This window comes from Streptomyces sp. YPW6 (genome assembly GCF_018866325.1).
Taxonomy (GTDB): domain Bacteria; phylum Actinomycetota; class Actinomycetes; order Streptomycetales; family Streptomycetaceae; genus Streptomyces.
The window spans coordinates 3,364,151-3,384,146 of the sequence record NZ_CP076457.1; the positions used below are offsets into that span (position 1 = coordinate 3,364,151).

Genomic DNA, 19,996 nt, shown 5'->3' on the forward strand with positions numbered 1-19,996 from the left:
AGGGCCGTGCACGTACGGCCACATGAGTGCAGCTCCGACGGGCACCCGGCGACGCGCCGGGTGCCCGTCGGCATGAAGATGACGATCACCTAGTACGACTTTGCTCGGTAGGCCCCCGGTAGAGTAGGCGATTCATCGACAACTCCAGAGAACATCTCCACAGGGGCGCCGGGAAGTCTGGTCGGCACGCTGCCCAGTCGTACCCACACGCCGCTCCGACCTGGAGGACTCCCTCGTGGCCCAGCCCACCCCGCCCACTCCCACACCGCCTCAGCGTCCGCTGCTCGGCAGGCTCTCGCTCCCGGAGCGCAACTACGTCGCGGAGGCCCTCCGGACCGAGACGGTCGGCGGGATGCTGCTGCTGGTCGCGGCCGTCGCCGCCCTCGTATGGGCCAACGCCTTCGGCGGCTCCTACGACGCCGTCAGCGACTTCCACTTCGGCCCCGGCTTCCTCGGCCTGGACCTCTCGGTGGCGCACTGGGCGGCGGACGGGCTGCTCGCCGTCTTCTTCTTCGTCGCCGGTGTCGAGCTGAAGCGCGAACTGGTCGCGGGCGAACTCCGCGACCCGAAGGCCGCGGCCCTCCCGGTGGTCGCCGCTCTGTGCGGAATGGCCGTACCCGCCCTCGTCTACGCCGTCACCACGCTCGCCGGGGGCGGCTCGATGGACGGCTGGGCGGTCCCGACCGCCACCGACATCGCCTTCGCCCTCGCCGTCCTCGCGGTGATCGGCACCTCCCTGCCGTCCGCGCTGCGCGCCTTCCTGCTCACCCTCGCCGTCGTCGACGACCTCTTCGCGATCCTGATCATCGCGGTGTTCTTCACCTCGGACCTGAACTTCCTGGCGCTCGGCGGGGCCGTGCTCGGCCTGGCCGTCTTCTACCTCCTCCTCCGCTTCGAGGTCCGGGGCTGGTACGTCTACATCCCGCTCGCCCTGGTGATCTGGGGCCTGATGTACAACAGCGGCATCCACGCCACCATCGCCGGCGTCGCCATGGGCCTGATGCTGCGCTGCAGCCGCCGCGAGGGCGAGAAGCACTCCCCCGGCGAGCACATCGAGCACCTGGTCCGCCCGCTGTCGGCCGGGATCGCCGTTCCGCTGTTCGCCCTGTTCTCGGCCGGGGTCGCGCTGAACGGCGAGGCGCTGGCGGGCGTCTTCACCCGGCCCGAGACGCTCGGTGTCGTCCTCGGCCTCGTCGTCGGCAAGACCGTGGGCATCTTCGGCGGCACGTATCTGGCCGCCCGCTTCACCAAGGCCGAGCTGAACAAGGACCTGGCCTGGGCCGACGTGCTGGCCCTCGCCTCCCTCGCCGGCATCGGGTTCACCGTCTCCCTGCTCATCGGCGAGCTCGCCTTCGAGGGCGACACGGAGATGGTGAACGAGATCAAGGCCGCCGTGCTGCTCGGTTCGCTGATCGCCGCCCTGCTCGCCTGTGTGCTGCTCAAGATGCGGGTACGCAAGTACAAGGAGCTTCTGGACGCCGAGGAGCTGGACGAGGACGAATCCGGGGTACCGGACATCTACGAGCAGGATGATCCGCAGTATCACCTGCGCATGGCCGCCATTCTCGAGCGCAAGGCGGCCGAACACCGCCGGCTCGCCGAAGAGCGGGCGGGGGCAGCGAGCGACAAGCCGAACAGTCCGGCATGATCTGACATCGGATGTGTCAAGGACGGAGAGGAAGTCAGGGATGAGCGACCCCGGCAACTACGCGGGCAGCACGGACCGCAGCATCGGGCAGCTGGTCGCCTCGGCGACGGCCGAGATGTCCGCGCTGGTGCACGACGAGATCGCCCTGGCCAAGGCAGAGGTGCGGCAGGACGTCAAGCGCGGGGCGATCGGCAGCATCGCGTTCGTCGCCGCCGGCGTGTTCGCGCTCTTCTCGATTCCGGTGCTGAGCTTCGCCGCGGCGTACGGTATCCACAACCTGGGCCTCGGGCTCGCCTGGTCGTTCCTGATCGTGGGCGGGGCGTTCATCGCGCTGGGCCTGCTCCTGGCGTTCCTGGGCGTCCGGAAGTTCAAGAAGGTCAAGCCGCCGGAGAAGTCCATCGCCTCCGCCAAGCAGACCGCCGCCGTCCTGCAGAAGGCCAAGCCGCATCCGCGCCCGTCGATCGAGGCCGCCGCGATCATCGAGCGCTCCGCCGCCTCCGGCAGTTCACTGGTGAAGAAGGACGCGGGCAGCGGCTCGGGGCGGGACGAGGCCGCCGCTGTGGCACGCTCGTCCACATGACCGCTCCCGATTCCAGCGCACTCGGCCCGACGGGCCCGGACCGGACCGCTCCGGGTACCCCGTCCGACCCGGCCGCACCGGCACCGGCCCCCGCGGGCCGGGCCGCGGCCGGGGGGCCGGTGCGGCTCGACGGCCCCTGGACCCACCGCGACGTGGCGGCCAACGGTGCGCGCTTCCACATCGCCGAGCTGGGTGAGGGGCCGCTGGTGCTCCTGCTGCACGGCTTTCCGCAGTTCTGGTGGACCTGGCGCCACCAGATGGCCGCGCTCGCCGACGCGGGCTTCCGGGCGGTCGCGATGGACCTGCGCGGGGTGGGCGGCAGCGACCGCACGCCGCGGGGTTACGATCCCGCCAACCTCGCCCTCGACGTCACCGGTGTGATCCGCTCCCTCGGCGAGCCCGACGCGGCCCTGGTCGGCCACGACCTCGGCGGTTACCTCGCCTGGACGGCCGCCGTGATGCGGCCCAAGCTGGTCCGTCGGCTCGTCGTCTCCTCGATGCCGCACCCGCGCCGCTGGCGCTCCTCGATGCTGTCCGACTTCGCCCAGTCGCGGGCCGGATCGTACGTCTGGGGCTTCCAGCGCCCGTGGCTGCCGGAGCGTCAGCTCGTCGCGGACGACGCCGCCCTGGTGGGGAACCTCATCCAGGACTGGGCGGGTCCCCGCACCCCGGAGTTCCCCGACGAGGAGACCCTGGACGTCTACCGGCGGGCCATGTGCATTCCCTCGACCGCGCATTGCTCGATCGAGCCGTACCGCTGGATGGTGCGGTCGATGGCGCGTCCGGACGGTATCCAGTTCAACCGGCGGATGAAGCGCCCGGTCCGGGTGCCCACGCTGCACCTGCACGGGTCGCTCGATCCGGCGGTCCGCACGCGCAGTTCGGCCGGGTCCGGCCAGTACGTCGAGGCGCCCTACCGGTGGCGACTTTTCGACGGTGTCGGGCACTTCCCGCACGAGGAGGACCCGATCGGCTTCTCCACCGAACTCATCAACTGGCTCAAGGATCCCGAGCCGGACCGGTAGTACCCGGCCCCTCCCGGGCACAGGTGTCCGACGAACAGCCACTTGCCTGCCGCATAGGCCAATTGGCTGACTCGCGCACGATTACCGACCTTGGGTCACGGGCAGACGTCGGGGTATGGGCTGGACGCACGACTTCACTGACGAAGCACGCAACCGCCGCTCCGCCGCCTCAGCCGGTGTGAGCACTCACGAGGGGAGCGGCCCCCGGGGCCGGGTGCACCACGTGCATGACCTTCGCCGTTCCCGTCTCGGGATTTCCCGCATCCTCCGCCGCCGGGCCCGCTGGGTCTCGGCACGGCTCCGCCACCCCCGTAACTGACCCCGCCTCCGCCTCCAGGATCGTCCCGCGGCCTGAAGAGCTCCCCGGGGCCACGAGCGCGCCCTGAGGGTGCAGCCCGGGGAGCCGCCTCAGGAGGGCCTGACGCGACCGGGCCGCCTCCGAGGGGGCCCCTGGAGTCGACACGGCCCCGACAGGCCTTAGAGGGCGCACCCCTGACTGTCGACCTGCTGGTTGGCGGTGCGGCCGATCTCGATGTCCTCGCGGATCTCGTCCGCCGTCAGCGCGTAGCCGGTGTCCGGGTCGTCGAGCGACTTGGCGAACACCACTCCGTACACCTTTCCGTCCGGAGTGAGCAGCGGGCCGCCCGAGTTGCCCTGGCGCACCGTCGCGAAGAGCGAGTACACGTCGCGGCGCACCGTGCCCCGGTGGTAGATGTCCGGGCCGTCGGCGTTGATCCGGGCGCGGACGCGGGCCGAGCGCACGTCGTACGCGCCGTTCTCGGGGAAGCCCGCGACGATCGCGCTGTCGCCGGTCTCCGCGTCGTCGTCCGGGGCGGTGAACTGCAGCGGCCTGGCCCGCAGGTCGGGGACGTCCAGGACGGCGATGTCGCGCTGCCAGTCGTAGAGGACGACCGTCGCGTCGTACAGCCGGCCCTCGCCGCCGATCTGGACGGTGGGCTCGTCCACGCCGCCGACCACGTGGGCGTTGGTCATCACCCGGCGCTCGGAGAAGACGAAGCCGGTCCCTTCGAGGACCTTGCCGCAGCTCGGGGCCGTCCCCACGACCTTCACGATCGACTTCTTGGCGCGGGCGGCCACCGGGCTGCCCACGAGGGCCGGGTCCGGGGCCTTCACCTCGGTGATCGGCTCGTTGGCGAACGGGCTGAAGACCTGGGGGAAGCCGTTCTGCGCGAGGACGGACGAGAAGTCCTGGAACCAGCTGGGCGCCTGCTCCGGCATCACCCGGTCGACCCCGAGCAGCACCGAGGAGGTGCGGACCTCCTTGCCGAGGGTCGGCAGCGAGGTGCCCGCCAGGAGCAGGCCGATCATCCAGGCCACCAGGAGCATGGCCACCACGTTGACCAGCGCGCCGCCGGTGGCGTCCAGGGCGCGGGCGGGCGACCACGTGATGTACCGGCGGAGTCTGTTGCCCAGGTGGGTGGTGAAGGCCTGACCGATCGAGGCGCAGATGATCACGACGACGACCGCGCCGATGGCGACCGCCGTGGAGACCTCGGCGTCCTCGGTCACCCGGTCCCAGATGACCGGCAGCAGGTAGACGGCGACGAGGCCGCCCCCGAGGAAGCCGATCACCGACAGGATGCCGACGACGAAACCCTGTCGGTAGCCGATGACCGCGAACCACACGGCAGCCACCAGCAGCAGGATGTCCAGCACGTTCACCGTCTGTAGCCTCGCAGTTTCGTCACCTGGCCCGTCGGTGGTGACGGGGTCCGGGCCAGGCCCGGAACAGCGCAGCAGGACAGCCAGCGTGTCATGAGCGCCAGTCGAGCGGCACCTGTCTGGTCCTGTCCCAGGGGCGTTCCCATCCCGCGTAGTGGACGATCCGGTCGATCACTCCGGCCGTGAAACCCCAGACCAGGGCCGATTCGACCAGGAATGCCGGGCCGCTGTGTCCGCTCGGATGGACGGCCGTCGCCCGGTTCGCGGGATCCGTGAGATCCGCCACGGGGACCGTGAAGACCCGGGCCGTCTCGGCCGGGTCGACCGCCCCGACCGGGCTGGGCGCCCGCCACCAGCCGAGCACGGGCGTCACGACGAAGCTGCTGACCGGGATGTAGAGCCGGGGGAGCACGCCGAAGAGCTGGACGCCCCGGGGGTCGAGCCCGGTCTCCTCCTCGGCCTCGCGCAGCGCCGCCCGCAGGGGCCCGGTGGTGGCCTGGTCGCCGTCCTCGGGATCCAGCGCGCCCCCGGGGAAGGACGGCTGCCCGGCGTGGGAGCGCAGGGTCCCGGCCCGCTCCATGAGCAGCAGCTCGGGCCCGCGCTCCCCCTCACCGAACAGGATCAGGACGGCGGACTGCCGGCCCGACCCGTTCTCGGGCGGCAGAAAGCGGCTGAGCTGCTGCGGCCGGACGCTGCGCGCGGCGCCGGCAACGGGGTCGAGCCAGGCGGGCAGGCCGTCGGTGGTGACGTCGACGGCCATGCCGGGAACACGGCTGACGGGACCGCGGCCCGGCGGCCTGTCGGCGGGACCCTTCCCGGTCGGCGCCGTGCTGTGTGTATGCGTGTGCGTCATAGGCACCCCCGTCGATTCACAACGCGCGTCGTCGGCCATTTCGTTCCGGACGCCTCCGTCCTGGGGAGGGATTCCGCCCTGCGGGTGAACCTGGGCAACGGATCCGTCCCGGGACGGATCTGCTCCCGGGGCGCTGTTCAACCGCTCCCGGGGCGATCCGTGCCGAGACTCCTCACCCCTCCCCCAGTGCGGGAGCGGGCTTGCCCGGGTAGTCGGCGGGCGGGCTGAGCCGCTGCCCCGGCCGGCCGCCCATCTCGTACTTCAGGAGCTTGCGGGCCTTGTCCGGATCGGTCTCGCCCTCCCCGTACGACGGACAGAGCGGGGCGATGGGGCAGGCCCCGCAGGCGGGTTTGCGGGCGTGGCAGATCCGGCGGCCGTGGAACACGACGCGGTGCGAGAGCATCGTCCACTCGCTCTTGGGGAAGATCCCGGCGACGACCGCCTCGACCTTCACCGGGTCCTCCTCGTCCGTCCACTTCCAGCGCCGCACCAGACGCCCGAAGTGCGTGTCGACCGTGATTCCCGGGACTCCGAAAGCGTTGCCGAGGACGACGTTGGCGGTCTTGCGGCCGACGCCGGGCAGCTTGACGAGGTCCTCCAGACGCCCCGGGACCTCGCCGCCGAACTCGTCCCGGAGGGCCGCCGAGAGGCCCAGCAGCGACTTCGTCTTCGCCCGGAAGAACCCGGTCGGCCGGATGATCTCCTCCATCTCCTCCGGCACCGCCGCCGCCATGTCCTCGGGGGTGGGGTACGCGGCGAAGAGCGCGGGCGTCGTCTGGTTGACCCTCAGGTCGGTGGTCTGGGCCGAGAGGACCGTGGCCACGAGGAGCTCGAAGGGGTTGCGGAAGTCCAGCTCGGGATGGGCGTACGGATAGACCTCGGCGAGCTCGCGGTTGATCCGGCGTGCCCGGCGGACCATCGCGAGATGGGATTCGGCCTTCGGCGCCTTGCGCGGGGCCGCCGCCTTGGCCGCGGCCGCCGTCGCTGACGCCTTGCGCGCCGGGGCCGACTTGGCCGCAGGCTTGGCCGCCGCCTTGGTTGCGGATTCGGTCGGCGTCTTGGTCGCGGACTTGGTCGCAGGCTTGCCCCCTGCCTTCGCCCCCGCCTCGGTCGCCGTCGTGCGCTCCGGGACCGCCTTCCCGGTCCCTCCCGTTGCGCCGGACGCCCCGGTTTGATCCGCTGTGCTGGACTTACCGGGCGTTGACGATGACACTGCGGACCTCCTGGCCGACTTCCCGAGCGATCTCCCCGGCCTTCCGGGGGATCCGTGCGCGCCCCGGAGGGGTCGGAGGGAGCCATTCGCGGCACACTCCGGGCGCGGCCGAGGCTGTTCGCCCAGAGCGGAATCGTCACCCCTTGTCACCCCGTCAGCCCCTTCGGCCTGCACGCTCCCCGGCCATCCGGGCACCCGGCCAGCCTAGGCCCAGGCACCGACAACCACCCTTGCCACGGCGTATCCGCCCCCGATCGGCCCCCCTGCCGTAGGGTCCGGCACGCCCGTGCGTCAAACTGGTTTGTGATTGATCGCACTGTTTTACCGTCCGGCATGATGGGGACCACGGTTCCCTGGACAGGCCGACAAGGAGAGAACTCGTGGACGACGTTCTGCGGCGCGCCCCGCTTTTCGCGGCGCTCGATGACGAGCAGGCCGCGGAGCTCCGCGCCTCGATGAGTGAGGTGACCCTCGCGCGCGGAGACGCGCTGTTCCACGAGGGCGACCAGGGTGACCGCCTGTACGTGGTCACCGAGGGCAAGGTGAAGCTCCACCGCACCTCGCCCGACGGGCGCGAGAACATGCTGGCCGTGCTCGGCCCCGGCGAGCTGATCGGGGAGCTGTCGCTCTTCGACCCGGGCCCGCGTACGGCGACCGCCTCCGCTCTGACCGAGGTCAAGCTCCTCGGCCTCGGCCACGGCGACCTGCAGCCGTGGCTGAACGCCCGGCCCGAGGTCGCCACCGCGCTGCTGCGCGCGGTCGCCCGGCGGCTGCGCAAGACCAACGACCAGATGTCCGACCTGGTCTTCTCCGATGTGCCGGGCCGGGTCGCCCGCGCCCTCCTGGACCTGTCGCGCCGCTTCGGCGTCCAGTCGGAGGAAGGCATCCACGTCGTGCACGACCTCACGCAGGAGGAGCTGGCCCAGCTGGTCGGCGCCTCCCGCGAGACGGTCAACAAGGCGCTCGCGGACTTCGCGGGCCGCGGCTGGCTGCGTCTGGAGGCCCGCGCGGTCATCCTGCTGGACGTCGAGCGGCTGGCGAAGCGCTCGCGCTGAGACGCGGCGACCCTCCCTCCCGAACGCCCGCTCGGGGCCCCGGACCGTTCCGGGGCTCCGGCGCCGCCCCGCGCCCCCGGCCCGTCCCGGGGACGGTGGCGCTGCCCGACGGCCCCGGCGCTGACCGGGGTCCCGGGCCCGGCCCCACGGCCCCGGTGCCGACCCAGGGCTCTCGGTGCCGGCCCAGGGCCACGGTCCGTCCGGGGGCTCAGTCCTGTTGGATCAGCCCGTGTTCGGTCAGGTATTCCAGCTGCGCCCGTACCGACAGCTCGGCGGCCGGCCACAGGGAGCGGTCCACGTCGGCGTACACCGCCGCCACCACGTCCGCCGGCGTACGGTGCCCTGCCTCCACCGCCGTCTCCACCTGGGCGAGCCGGTGAGCGCGGTGGGCCAGGTAGAACTCCACCGCCCCCTGCGCGTCCTCCAGCACCGGCCCGTGGCCCGGGAGCACCGTGTGGACGCCGTCGTCGACCGTCAGCGACCGCAGCCGCCGCAGCGAGTCCAGGTAGTCGCCGAGCCGCCCGTCCGGATGCGCGACCACCGTCGTACCGCGGCCGAGGACCGTGTCACCCGTCAGCACCGCCCGGTCGGCGGGCAGATGGAACGAGAGCGAATCAGCGGTGTGCCCCGGCGTCGGCACCACGCGCAGCTCCAGGCCGCCGGTGGTGATCACGTCGCCCGCCGCGATCCCTTCGTCGCCCAGCCGGAGCGCCGGGTCCAGGGCCCGTACCTTCGTCCCCGTCAGCTCCGCGAACCGGCCCGCGCCCTCCGCGTGGTCGGGATGACCATGCGTGAGCAGCGTGAGGCCGACCCGCCGCCCGGACCGCTCCACCGCCTCCATCACGGCCCGCAGATGTACGTCGTCGAGCGGCCCGGGATCGATGACGACGGCGAGGTCCGAGTCCGGCTCGGCCACGATCCAGGTGTTCGTCCCGTCGAGCGTCATCGCGGACGGGTTGGGCGCCAGGACGTTGACCGTACGGGCGGTCGCCGGCCCGGAGACGACGGCTCCGCGCGGCTGTCCGGGCAGGGCGGCTGCGTCGGTCATGCGGCACCGCCTCCCCCGCCCGCCGCGGGCACGTGCTTGGTGAACTCGTCGTGTCCCGGCCAGGTCAGCACCAGCTCGTCGCCCTCCAGCCGGGCCTGCGCGAGGACCGGGGCCATGTCCTGCACATCGGCGGCCTCCAGAGCTTCGGCGGCCGTGCCGTACGGCGTGAGGGCCCGCAGTGTGGTCACGGTGGGCGGCATCATCAGCAGCTCGCCCGCGTCGTAGCGTCGGGTGGCCTCCGCCGGGGCGATCCACACCGTGCGGTCGGCCTCGGTGGAGACGTCCCGGGTGCGCTGCCCCTCGGGGAGCGCGGCGACGAAGAACCAGGTGTCGTAGCGGCGCGGTTCGAACTCCGGCGTGATCCAGCGCGCCCAGGCGCCCAGCAGGTCCGAGCGCAGCACCAGGCCGCGCCGGTCCAGGAACTCCGCGAAGGACAGGTCCCGGGCGACCAGCGCCTCCCGGTCTGCCTCCCAGTCGTCCCCGGTCGTGTCGCCGACCACGGTCGTGGCGGTCGGCCCGGCGAGCAGGACGCCCGCCTCCTCGAACGTCTCGCGCACCGCCGCGCAGACGACGGCCTGCGCCTCGGTGACCGTCGCCACGCCGAGCCGGTCGGCCCACTGCTCCAACGGGGGCCCGGCCCACCCGATCAGCCGGTCGTCGTCGCGCGGATCCACGCCACCCCCCGGATAGGCGTACGCGCCTCCGGCGAACGCCATCGACGTACGGCGGCGCAGCATGTGCACGACGGGGCCCGGCGACGCCGCCCGGGGCCCGCGGTCGCGGAGCAGCATCACCGTGGCCGCCCGCCGGGGCGTCACGGCCGTCAGCTCACCGGCGGCGAGGGCCCGGATCCGGTCGGGCCATTCCGGGGGGTACCACTGACCTTGGGACATGGCCGGAGGCTATCCGGAACCGCGCCGATGTTCGAGAGGCTCCCTGGTCATCACGGCGGCCCGACGAGCCCCGTACCCACCCGACACGCCCCGTACCCAGGCGATCCGCCGCGTCGCGACCCCTCGCACACCGGCGGTAAGCCGGGGCACGGACCCCCGACGCGACAGCCGTACACCCGTGATCCGCCCCGTCCAGGCATCCGGCACCGGGCACCCGCGCCCCGCCCGGCCGCGGAGCCCCGGTACACGCGATCCCGCCCGGTCACGGGGACCGGGCGGGATCGAAGACGTACGAGAAAGTACGCGACGTACGAGAAACGGACGGGAAGAGCCCCTCAGGCTTCGACGAGCTCCACTTGGACCTCGACCTCGACCGGCGCGTCCAGCGGGAGCACGGCCACGCCCACGGCGCTGCGCGCGTGCACGCCCTTGTCGCCCAGGACCTCGCCCAGCAGCTCGCTGGCGCCGTTGACCACGGCGGGCTGGCCGGTGAAGTCGGAGGCCGAGGCGACGAAGCCGACGACCTTCACGACGCGCTTGATCCGGTCCAGGTCACCGGCGACCGACTTCACGGCGGCCAGGGCGTTGAGCGCGCAGGTCTTGGCGAGCTCCTTCGCCTCGTCCGGCGTGACCTCGGCGCCGACCTTGCCGGTGACGGCCAGTTTGCCGTCCACCATCGGCAGCTGGCCCGAGGTGTACACGTACACCCCGGACTGCACGGCCGGCTGGTACGAGGCCAGCGGCGGCACGACGGCGGGCAGGGTCAGGCCCAGTTCGGCGAGGCGCGACTCGACGGCGCCCGCCACTACGCCTTCTCCCGCTTCAGGTAGGCCACGAGCTGCTCGGGGTTGTTCGGGCCGGGAACGACCTGGACCAGCTCCCAGCCGTCCTCGCCCCAGGTGTCCAGAATCTGCTTGGTCGCGTGCACGAGAAGGGGCACGGTCGCGTATTCCCACTTGGTCATGGGCCCGACTGTAACGCCTGGCACGTACGGTCCCGTGCGTAGGCCGGGGCAGGACTGGTTAGGCTCGAATACGTGAGCAGGTTCCAGGTCGTCAGTGGCAAGGGCGGTACCGGTAAGACCACGGTCGCCGCCGCCCTCGCGCTCGCCCTCGCGACCGAGGGCAGGCGCACCCTCCTCGTCGAGGTCGAGGGCAGGCAGGGCATCGCCCAGCTCTTCGGTTCCGGAGCGCTCCCCTACGAGGAGCGCAAGATCGCCGTCGCACCGGGCGGCGGCGAGGTGTACGCGCTGGCGATCGACGCCGAGCGCGCGCTCCTCGACTACCTCCAGATGTTCTACAAGCTGGGCAGCGCGGGCCGGGCCCTGAAGAAGCTCGGCGCGATCGACTTCGCCACCACCATCGCGCCCGGCGTGCGGGACGTCCTGCTGACCGGCAAGGCGTGCGAAGCCGTACGCCGCAAGGACAAGCAGGGCCGGTTCGTCTACGACCACGTGATCATGGACGCCCCGCCGACCGGCCGGGTCACCCGCTTCCTGAACGTCAACGACGAGGTGGCCGGGCTGGCGAAGATCGGCCCGATACACCACCAGGCCCAGGCGGTGATGCGGGTGCTGAAGTCCCCGCAGACCGCGGTCCACCTGGTGACCCTCCTGGAGGAGATGCCGGTCCAGGAGACCGCGGACGGCATCGCCGAGCTGCGCGCCGCCGACCTGCCCGTGGGCAGCGTCTTCGTGAACATGGTCCGCCCGCATCTGCTGGACGAGGACGCCCTGCGCACCGCCGCGGGCGGCCGGCGCAAGGAGATCGCCAAGACGCTGACCCGGGCCGGAGTGACAGGTTCCGCCGCCCTCGTACGTCCTCTGGTCGCGCAGGCGGCCGAGCACGCGGAGCGGGTCGGCCTGGAGCGGGAGCAGCGTGCGGTGCTGGCCGGTCTCGGCCTGCCGACGGTGGAGCTGCCGCTGATGGGCGACGGGGTGGACCTCGCCGCGCTGCACGACCTGGCCACGGAGCTCCGCAAGCAGGGTGCGGGGGAAGGGGGGGACGCATGAGCGCGGACACGGACACGGTGGCCGAGGGCGGCACGGGCTCGGACGCGGTCACCGGGGCCGGGCTGGACACCGACGCGCTGCTGGACGACCCGGGCATCCGGATCGTCGTCTGCTGCGGCTCCGGCGGCGTCGGCAAGACCACGACCGCCGCGGCCCTCGGCGTACGGGCCGCCGAGCGCGGCCGGAAGGTCGTCGTCCTCACCATCGACCCGGCCCGCCGGCTCGCCCAGTCCATGGGCATCGACCAGCTGGACAACGTGCCCCGCCGGGTCGACGGCATCGACGGCGACGGCGAACTGCACGCCATGATGCTCGACATGAAGCGGACCTTCGACGAGACCGTCGAAGCGCACGCCGACGCCGAACGGGCCAGGGCGATCCTGGAGAACCCCTTCTACCAGTCCCTGTCGGCCGGGTTCGCCGGTACGCAGGAGTACATGGCGATGGAGAAGCTCGGGCAGCTGCGGGCGCGCGACGAGTGGGACCTGATCATCGTCGACACCCCGCCTTCGCGCTCCGCGCTGGACTTCCTGGACGCGCCGAAGCGGCTGGGGTCGTTCCTCGACGGGAAGTTCATCCGGCTGCTGATGGCGCCCGCGAAGGTGGGCGGCCGGGCCGGGATGAAGTTCCTCAACGTCGGCATGTCGATGATGAGCGGCACGCTGGGCAAGCTGCTCGGGGGGCAGTTCCTGCGGGACGTCCAGACGTTCGTCGCGGCGATGGACACCATGTTCGGCGGCTTCCGCAGCCGCGCGGACGCCACGTACAAGCTGCTCCAGGCGCCCGGCACGGCCTTTCTGGTGGTCGCGACGCCGGAGCAGGACGCACTGCGCGAGGCCGCCTACTTCGTGGAACGGCTGGCCGCCGAGCAGATGCCGCTGGCCGGCCTGGTCCTCAACCGCGTGCACGGCAGCGAGGCTGCACGGCTCTCCGCGGAGCAGGCGTTGACCGCCGCAGAAAATCTTGACGACGCCCGCATTGTGGATCAGCGGGCCGGGAAAGCTGGCTTTGGTGACCGGGTAGCCCCCGACCCGGCGGTCACCGCTTCCGGAACGGCCGAGCCGCCCCTCTCCCCCGAGGCCGGGCAGGCGTCCGGTCCGCAGACCTCAGCCGAGCACCAGGAAACGACGGAGAACGAGCCGCCCCACGAGAACATCGCGCACGCCGCGACCGCCCCCGAGGGCGACACCGCCGGAACCACCGACGCCGCGCGCGTGGTGGACGAGGCCGACCCCATCAGCATCGAAGAGCTGACGGCGGGTCTGCTGCGCCTGCACGCCGAGCGCATGCAGGTCGTCTCCCGCGAGAAGCGCACCCGCGACCGCTTCACCGTGCTCCACCCGGAGGTGCCGGTGATGGCCGTGGAGGCGCTGCCCGGCGACGTACACGACCTGGACGGCCTCCGGGCCATCGGCGACCGGCTGGCGGACGGCTCCGCCCCGGCGCCTGCCGGAGCCGCGTAGAGCCGGCACGGCCTGAAGTGGGCGTGGGCGTGGAGCCCGCACGGCCGGGAGCCCGCACTGCGGACGACCGGCACGGCCTGGAGCCGGCCTGGAGGACGACCGGCATGGCCGGGAGCCCCCACCGCCTTGGGGCCGAGACGGTCGGCAACCGGCACAGTCTGGAGCCCGCACGGCCGGGAGCCCGCACGGCGGACGACCGGCACGGCCTGGAGCCGACACCGTCCGGAACCAGCACGCCCTGCCGGACACGGCCTGAGTCGGCACGGCCTGCGGCCGACACACCGAGTGGCGGCCGGGTCGCGTGGCGGGCTCGCTATCCCACCGCGGCGTACGTCTCGTGCAGTTCCTCGTTCTCCAGCCCGATGACTCCGGGCAGGATGCCGGTGGACCGCTCGTACTCACTGCGTGCGGTCTCCAGCAGTCGGCGCCAGGACGTGACGGTCGGCCGGCGGCGCAGCAGTGCGCGGCGCTCCCGCTCCGTCATTCCACCCCACACGCCGAACTCGACGCGATTGTCCAGGGCATCGGCCAGGCACTCGGTCCGCACCGGGCATCCGGTGCACACCGCCTTGGCTCTGTTCTGCGCTGCCCCTTGTACGAACAGTTCATCCGGATCGGTAGTGCGGCAGGCTGCCTGCGCACTCCAGTCGGTTACCCAGCCCATGCCGGCGCCGTCCTCTCCCGAATCGAGGCTCCCCCACGGCGGAAGCGGCATATTCACCGCTGCCAGTTGAGGACGTTACGGAAGGTGGGGACAGCACAACACCCCCTTCGGGCCCAATCTTGAATGGTCCGAACGGACTATGCGTATGCGGCAGATCACCCAGGGGAGTGAGCGGAGGACATACGCGACCATCGCCGCGAAAACGGGACAGTGCACTCAAGTCGCAACGGACGTCTCGCGACATACGGGGCGGATTCGGGAGCGCCTCGATGGGTGCGGGAAGGGCAGTGCATCGGCACATCGACCGGGGGAAGAATGACCAGAAGATGCGCATGGGGCGGCAGGGGGCTTGATACGGAACCTGACTGCTGTGACAGTTGAGAGCAGCTTAGGCCAACGCCTGCCCGCCTGTCCGGCGAATGACAACGTAGGCACTCTGCGCCCACGTCCGCGTGCCGAGCGCGCCCTCATGCATGCCTGCGCGCGCGTCCGCGCAGCGACGCCGCGCCCCGTCGCGCCTCCGAGACGGTGTGCCGTGCCCTCACCCGGCCCGGAAGCCAGGACCGCCACGCCCCGGCCCCCGGGCGTCACGCCCCCGGCTGTCACGCCCCCCTCGGAAGCCGTGTCTCCGGATGCCACGGCCCCGGAAGCAGGACCGCCGCAGGCCCCGGCCCCCGGACGTCACGGCCCCCGGCTGTCACGCCCCCTCGGAAGCCGCGGTCCCCGGAAGCCGTGGTTCCCGGATGCCACAGGCCCGGAAACCGCAGCCCCGCATGCAGCGGTCCGCGGCCCCCGCATGTCACGGTCTGGTACGGGAACGCTCCGAGAGCCCCCTGCTCCTACGACACGTTCACCACTACGGATTAGGCTGCCCCCTATGCCAAAGAAGCGCTCGGGCGGCGGTCTCACCACGACTCAGCAGGCCGCCAAGTTCGTCGGTGTCGCCGCGCTCTCCGGTGCTGTCCTGGCAGGCATCGCGCTGCCCGCAGCCGGAGCGCTGGGGCTCGCCGCCAAGGGGACGGTCGAAGGGTTCGACGAGATCCCCTCCAACCTCAAGACACCTCCGCTCAGCCAGCGGACCACCATCCAGGACCGCGACGGCGGCACCATCGCCACGGTGTACTCCCGCGACCGCACGGTCGTCCCGCTCAAGGACATCTCGCCGTACATGCAGGACGCGATCATCGCGATCGAGGACTCCCGCTTCTACGAGCACGGCGCGGTCGACCTCAAGGGCATCCTGCGCGCGATGAACCGCAACGTACAGGCGGGCGGGACCGCGCAGGGCGCGTCGACCCTCACCCAGCAGTACGTGAAGAACGTCTTCGTCGAGGAGGCGGGCGACGACCCGGAGAAGGTCGCCCAGGCCACGCAGCAGACACTGGGCCGCAAGGTCCGCGAGCTGAAGTACGCGATCCAGGTCGAGGAAGAGCTCGGCAAGAAGAAGATCCTGGAGAACTACCTCAACATCACGTTCTTCGGGCAGCAGGCGTACGGCATCGAGGCCGCGTCCCAGCGCTACTTCTCCAAGCACGCCAAGGACCTCAAGCTGGAAGAGGCCGCGCTGCTGGCCGGCATCGTCCAGTCCCCGAGCCGTTACGACCCGGTCAACGACACGGAGGAGGCGACCAAGCGCCGCAACACCGTGCTGGCGCGGATGGCCGCGGTCAAGAGCATCTCGCGCGCCGAGGCCGACAAGGCGATGGAGACGCCCATCGAGCTGAAGGTGTCCCGGCCGAAGAACGGCTGCATCACCGCCGTCAGCGGTTCCGGCTTCTTCTGCGACTACGTACGCAAGACGATCCTCACCGACCCCGCCTTCGGCAAGACGGACGAGGAGCGGGCCAAGCTCTGGAACCTCGGCGGTCTGACCATCCGGACCACGCTCGACCCGCGCGCCCAGAAGGCCGCCAACGAGGCCGCCACCGCGAAGGTCAACAAGGACGACAAGTTCGCGGCGTCCGTGGTGCAGGTCCAGCCGGGCACCGGCAAGATCCTCTCGATGGGCCAGTCCCGCCCGTACGGCCTCGACCAGAAGCAGCACGAGACCGTCCTGAACCTCGCCGTCAGCAACAGGATGGGCGGCAGCACCTACGGCTTCCAGGTCGGCTCCACGTTCAAGCCGTTCACCGCGGCCGCGGCGCTGGAGAAGGGCATCAGCCCGGCGACGACGTTCACCTCCGACTGGAAGATGACGCTCCAGGAGCGGGACTTCCGCAACTGCTCCGGCTCCCCGGCCGGCTACGCGCCCTGGCAGCTCCAGAACGAGCTGGAGTCCGAGAAGGGCACCTGGGACATGACGAGCGCGCTCGGCAAGTCCATCAACACCTACTTCGCGATGCTGGAGCAGAAGGCCGGCCTCTGCGAGACCGTCGAGATGGCCAAGAAGCTCGGCTACGAGCGCGGCGACGGCAAGAAGATCGACGAGTACCCCTCGATCACCCTCGGCGGTGAGGTGAGCACCCCGCTCTCCATGGCCGGCGCCTACGCCGCGTTCGCCAACCGCGGCACGTACTGCACGCCGATCGCCATCGAGTCGATCAAGGACCCGCAGGGCAAGAAGCTCACGGTGCCGAAGACGTCCTGCTCACGGGCGATGAGCGAGCGGACCGCGGACACGATCAACCAGATGCTCAAGGGCGTCGTCGAGGACGGCACCGGTACGCAGGCCGGGCTCAGCGACCGGGACAACGCGGGCAAGACCGGAACGACCAACGACCGCAAGGACGCCTGGTTCGTCGGGTACACGCCGAACCTCGCCACCGCGGTGTGGGTCGGTGACGACGTCGGCGAGAAGAGCTCGATGTTCGACGTCACCATCGGCGGCCAGTACTACCCCAAGGTCTGCGGCGGCTGTCTGCCCGGCCCGATCTGGCGCATCGCGATGACCGGAGCGCTGGACGCGTCCGAGACCCCCGGGTTCAACACCGTCTCCGTGCCTCGCGGCAAGGACAAGGAGAACGAGGACGAGGAGAGGGGCGACCGCGACCGGGGCCGCAACCGTGACCGCGGTGACGACGACAAGCCCGGCGACGACGGCAACCGGTTCCCGGGCATCGAGCTCCCGGAGGGCGTGATCGGCGGACCGGGCGGCGGCCGGGGCGGCCAGGACGGCGGCCAGAACGGCCCGTGACCGTACCGGGCCACAGGCCGTGAAGAGGGGTGGGCGCCCGGTCGAGTACCGGGCGCCCACCCCTTTCTGTCGTCCCGCCGCCCCCCTCGGCGACGCCTCAGCCGGCGAGGAGCTTCCTCACCGCGGCGCCTCAGCCGACGAGGACCGTCTTCACCGCGGCGCCTCAGCCGGCGAGGAGCTTCTTCACCGCGGCGGCGACCCGGCCGCCCTCCGCGAGCCCGGCGACCTTCGGATTGACGATCTTCATGACGGCGCCCATCGCGCGGGGCCCCTCGGCCCCGGCGGCCTTGGCCTCCTCGACCGCGGACGCCACGATCGTGTTCAGCTCGTCGTCGGTGAGCTGCTTGGGCAGATAGCCGTCGAGCACCTCGCCCTCCGCCTTCTCCCGCTCGGCCTGCTCGGTCCGGCCGCCCTGGGCGAATGCCTCGGCCGCCTCCCGGCGCTTCTTCGCCTCCTTGGCGATCACCTTCTGCACCTCGTCGTCGGAGAGTTCGCGCGCCGACGTGCCGCTGACCTCTTCCTTGCTGATCGCGGTGAGGGTGAGCCGAAGGGTGGACGAGGTCAGCTCGTCACGCGCCTTCATGGCGGTGTGGAGGTCTTCCTTGAGCTTGGACTTGAGCGTGGTCATGCCGTGATTGTGACAGGTGCGGGGCCCGGGCCGCCCACCGGTTTTCCGCTCACCGTTCCGCTTCTGCGACGATGGGCGCATGCGCGCACGCTACGGAGTACCCCTGAAAGTCACGGCAGTCGGCGCGGCGGTCGGCGCCGCAGGACTGGCCTACGCCGCCGGGTTCGAGGCCCGCTCGTTCCGTCTGCGGCGGGTCACCGTTCCCGTACTCCCGCACGGGGCGCGCCCGTTGCGCGTGCTCCAGGTCTCCGACATCCACATGGTGTGCGGTCAGCGCAAGAAGCGCGCCTGGCTCCAGTCGCTGGCGGGCCTGCGCCCCGACTTCGTGGTGAACACCGGCGACAACCTCTCGGACCCGGACGCGGTGCCCGAGGTGCTGGACGCGCTGGGCCCGCTGATGGAGTTCCCGGGCGTGTACGTCTTCGGCTCCAACGACTACTACGGCCCGAGGCTCCGCAACCCGGCCCGCTACCTCCTGGAGAAGGCCCAGGGCAAGCACGGCCTCAACGGCAACGCCCCCGCGGTCGGCGTCGTCCACAACCCGTGGGAGCCGATGCGCGACGCCTTCGACGAGGCGGGCTGGCTGGACCTGTCGAACACCCGGGGCCGGCTCAAGCTGGAGGGCATGGAACTGGCGTTCACCGGTCTGGACGACCCGCACATCAAGCGGGACCGCTACGCCGAGGTCCAGGGCGGCCCGGAGTCCGGCGCCGACCTCTCGATCGGCGTGGTCCACGCCCCCTACCTGCGCTCCCTCGACGCCTTCACGGCCGACGGCTACCCCCTGATCCTGGCCGGCCACACGCACGGCGGCCAGCTGTGCATCCCGTTCTACGGGGCGCTGGTCACCAACTGCGACCTGGACACGGACCGGGTCAAGGGCCTGTCGAGCCACACGATCGGCGACAAGCGCGCCTACCTCCACGTCTCCGCGGGCTGCGGCACCAACCGCTACACCCCGGTCCGCTTCGCCTGCCCACCGGAGGCGACGCTGCTGACGCTGGTGGCAAAGGCCTGAGGACGCGGGCCTGCCCGGACGGCGCACGCAGGCGGATGCGACGGGCCGCGTACGCCTCGGATCGCGTACGCCTCGGATCGGCCTCGGACTGCGTACGCCTCGGACTGCGTACGCCTCGGACTGCGTACGTAACAGGCTGCGGACGGCGGCAGACGAATCGCGGGGGTCTTCCCACCCCCATACGGTACGCATCATGACCGCGTCCCGGACCGCTCTGCTCCCCCGCCCCCGGGCGGCAGGGGCGCCCCCGGCCCTCACGGGCACCCGCCGCCCTTGGGTCACGGCCCTGCGCACCCTGGCGTGCGGGGCGGCGGCCGCGGGCCCGGCCATCACCCTGGCGACGGGGTCCACCCCACCGCCCCTGGTGCACTTCACGGTCCTGGCGAACCTGCTGGTAGCGGTGGCCTTCGGCTGGTCGGCGGTACGTTCCTGGCGAGGCGCTCCGCCGCTCCCGCCGCGCCTGACGGGCGGGGTCCTCCTGCTCGCGGCGATCACCGGCCTGATGCACCACCTGGTGCTGGCGAACTACGCGGAGATGTCGGCCCCCACGTCCGGCTGGCCCCTGGCAGCGACGGTCCTGCTCCACACGGTGACCCCCTCGGCGGTCGCCGCGGACTGGCTCCTGCTGGCCGCTCCCCGGACCCTGCGCCCGGCCCACATCCCGCTCTGGCTGACCGCTCCCGCGGCCTACCTGGCCCTGACCCTGACCCGCGGAGCCCTGCTCGCCCCCGGCTCCCCGGACCGCTACCCGTACCCGTTCCTCGACGTCGACACGTACGGCTACGCGGGCACCCTGACCCAGGCCCTGGCCCTCGGCCTGCTCTTCACCGCCCTGGCCACGCTGATCACCGCCGCGGACCATCTGAGGCCGGACGTGGCGGGGCGGATCGAGCACCGAAGAAACCGGATTTCGCCTCCGGCCGCCGGTGGGCTAAAGTAATCGATGTCGCCGGGAGTCCGGTGGACATCGGGGTGTAGCGCAGCTTGGCAGCGCGCTTCGTTCGGGACGAAGAGGTCGTGGGTTCAAATCCCGCCACCCCGACGCTGGTCAGAGGCCACATACGGATTTTCGTATGTGGCC

General features: G+C 71.6%; 19 protein-coding genes and 1 tRNA gene. 11 read left to right on the forward strand and 9 right to left on the reverse strand.

Features of this window, described 5'->3' with window-relative positions; genetic code table 11:
- The first annotated feature begins 235 nt into the window (after positions 1–235).
- The 4 genes from nhaA to KME66_RS33945 all read left to right on the forward strand — a co-directional run bounded on the left by nhaA (position 236) and on the right by KME66_RS33945 (position 3,572).
- Positions 236–1,648: a Na+/H+ antiporter NhaA gene (gene nhaA, locus KME66_RS14785; protein ID WP_073219247.1), complete on the forward strand. Its 1,413-nt coding sequence runs from the start codon at positions 236–238 to the stop codon at positions 1,646–1,648.
- A gap of 40 nt (positions 1,649–1,688) precedes the next feature.
- Positions 1,689–2,228 (forward strand): phage holin family protein, encoded by a 540-nt coding sequence (locus tag KME66_RS14790; protein WP_073219244.1) that lies wholly within the window; start codon positions 1,689–1,691, stop codon positions 2,226–2,228.
- Entirely contained in the window at positions 2,225–3,253 is a 1,029-nt protein-coding gene (locus KME66_RS14795; RefSeq protein WP_216322728.1) for an alpha/beta hydrolase, read from the forward strand. The genes KME66_RS14790 and KME66_RS14795 overlap by 4 nt, the downstream gene beginning before the upstream one ends.
- Before the next feature lie 115 nt (positions 3,254–3,368).
- Entirely contained in the window at positions 3,369–3,572 is a 204-nt protein-coding gene (locus KME66_RS33945; protein WP_073219238.1) for a hypothetical protein, read from the forward strand.
- A gap of 158 nt (positions 3,573–3,730) precedes the next feature.
- Here the strand turns inward: KME66_RS33945 and KME66_RS14800 are convergent, their stop codons facing one another.
- From KME66_RS14800 to nth, 3 genes are all read right to left on the reverse strand, one after another.
- Positions 3,731–4,936: a MarP family serine protease gene (locus KME66_RS14800; RefSeq protein WP_216322731.1), complete on the reverse strand. Its 1,206-nt coding sequence runs from the start codon at positions 4,934–4,936 to the stop codon at positions 3,731–3,733.
- Between the two features lie 91 nt (positions 4,937–5,027).
- Positions 5,028–5,789: a CoA pyrophosphatase gene (locus KME66_RS14805; RefSeq protein ID WP_073219232.1), complete on the reverse strand. Its 762-nt coding sequence runs from the start codon at positions 5,787–5,789 to the stop codon at positions 5,028–5,030.
- A 172-nt stretch (positions 5,790–5,961) separates the two neighbouring features.
- On the reverse strand, positions 5,962–7,002 hold the full coding sequence (nth, locus tag KME66_RS14810; protein ID WP_253208343.1) for an endonuclease III: 1,041 nt from the start codon (positions 7,000–7,002) through the stop codon (positions 5,962–5,964).
- A gap of 380 nt (positions 7,003–7,382) precedes the next feature.
- Here nth and KME66_RS14815 point away from each other — a divergent pair, with 380 nt between their 5' ends.
- Positions 7,383–8,057, forward strand: coding sequence for a Crp/Fnr family transcriptional regulator (locus KME66_RS14815; protein ID WP_003967450.1), 675 nt, complete (start codon positions 7,383–7,385; stop codon positions 8,055–8,057).
- Positions 8,058–8,265: 208 nt separating this feature from the next.
- Here the strand turns inward: KME66_RS14815 and KME66_RS14820 are convergent, their stop codons facing one another.
- The 4 genes from KME66_RS14820 to KME66_RS14835 form a co-directional block, all read right to left on the reverse strand.
- On the reverse strand, positions 8,266–9,105 hold the full coding sequence (locus KME66_RS14820) for an MBL fold metallo-hydrolase (RefSeq protein ID WP_216322733.1): 840 nt from the start codon (positions 9,103–9,105) through the stop codon (positions 8,266–8,268).
- The gene (locus tag KME66_RS14825; RefSeq protein ID WP_073219221.1) at positions 9,102–9,998 is read right to left on the reverse strand and encodes an NUDIX hydrolase; all 897 of its coding nucleotides are present in this window, start codon (positions 9,996–9,998) and stop codon (positions 9,102–9,104) included. The genes KME66_RS14820 and KME66_RS14825 overlap by 4 nt, the downstream gene beginning before the upstream one ends.
- 335 nt (positions 9,999–10,333) lie before the next feature.
- Positions 10,334–10,804 (reverse strand): RidA family protein, encoded by a 471-nt coding sequence (locus tag KME66_RS14830; protein ID WP_216322736.1) that lies wholly within the window; start codon positions 10,802–10,804, stop codon positions 10,334–10,336.
- Positions 10,804–10,962: a DUF4177 domain-containing protein gene (locus tag KME66_RS14835; protein WP_003967454.1), complete on the reverse strand. Its 159-nt coding sequence runs from the start codon at positions 10,960–10,962 to the stop codon at positions 10,804–10,806. The genes KME66_RS14830 and KME66_RS14835 overlap by 1 nt, the downstream gene beginning before the upstream one ends.
- 72 nt (positions 10,963–11,034) lie before the next feature.
- On the opposite strand from KME66_RS14835, the gene KME66_RS14840 reads away from it, so the two are divergent.
- Positions 11,035–12,009, forward strand: a complete 975-nt coding sequence (locus KME66_RS14840; RefSeq protein ID WP_216322738.1) for an ArsA-related P-loop ATPase — start codon at positions 11,035–11,037, stop codon at positions 12,007–12,009.
- Positions 12,006–13,472, forward strand: a complete 1,467-nt coding sequence (locus KME66_RS14845; RefSeq protein ID WP_216322740.1) for an ArsA family ATPase — start codon at positions 12,006–12,008, stop codon at positions 13,470–13,472. The genes KME66_RS14840 and KME66_RS14845 overlap by 4 nt, the downstream gene beginning before the upstream one ends.
- Before the next feature lie 313 nt (positions 13,473–13,785).
- On the opposite strand, the gene KME66_RS14850 is transcribed toward KME66_RS14845, so the two are convergent.
- Positions 13,786–14,136: a WhiB family transcriptional regulator gene (locus KME66_RS14850; protein ID WP_178378963.1), complete on the reverse strand. Its 351-nt coding sequence runs from the start codon at positions 14,134–14,136 to the stop codon at positions 13,786–13,788.
- Between the two features lie 877 nt (positions 14,137–15,013).
- Here KME66_RS14850 and KME66_RS14855 point away from each other — a divergent pair.
- Positions 15,014–17,269: a transglycosylase domain-containing protein gene (locus tag KME66_RS14855; protein WP_216322743.1), complete on the forward strand. Its 2,256-nt coding sequence runs from the start codon at positions 15,014–15,016 to the stop codon at positions 17,267–17,269.
- Positions 17,270–17,432: 163 nt separating this feature from the next.
- Here KME66_RS14855 and KME66_RS14860 read toward each other — a convergent pair whose 3' ends face one another.
- Positions 17,433–17,897, reverse strand: coding sequence for a GatB/YqeY domain-containing protein (locus KME66_RS14860; protein WP_216322745.1), 465 nt, complete (start codon positions 17,895–17,897; stop codon positions 17,433–17,435).
- A gap of 79 nt (positions 17,898–17,976) precedes the next feature.
- On the opposite strand from KME66_RS14860, the gene KME66_RS14865 reads away from it, so the two are divergent.
- The 3 genes from KME66_RS14865 to KME66_RS14875 all read left to right on the forward strand — a co-directional run bounded on the left by KME66_RS14865 (position 17,977) and on the right by KME66_RS14875 (position 19,957).
- The gene (locus tag KME66_RS14865; RefSeq protein WP_216322747.1) at positions 17,977–18,915 is read left to right on the forward strand and encodes a metallophosphoesterase; all 939 of its coding nucleotides are present in this window, start codon (positions 17,977–17,979) and stop codon (positions 18,913–18,915) included.
- 193 nt (positions 18,916–19,108) lie between these two features.
- Positions 19,109–19,855 carry a Pr6Pr family membrane protein gene (locus KME66_RS14870; protein ID WP_216322749.1) on the forward strand — a complete coding sequence of 249 codons (747 nt, stop codon included), beginning with the start codon at positions 19,109–19,111 and terminating at the stop codon, positions 19,853–19,855.
- Positions 19,856–19,883: 28 nt separating this feature from the next.
- Positions 19,884–19,957, forward strand: a tRNA-Pro gene (locus tag KME66_RS14875).
- Positions 19,958–19,996 lie beyond the last annotated feature (39 nt).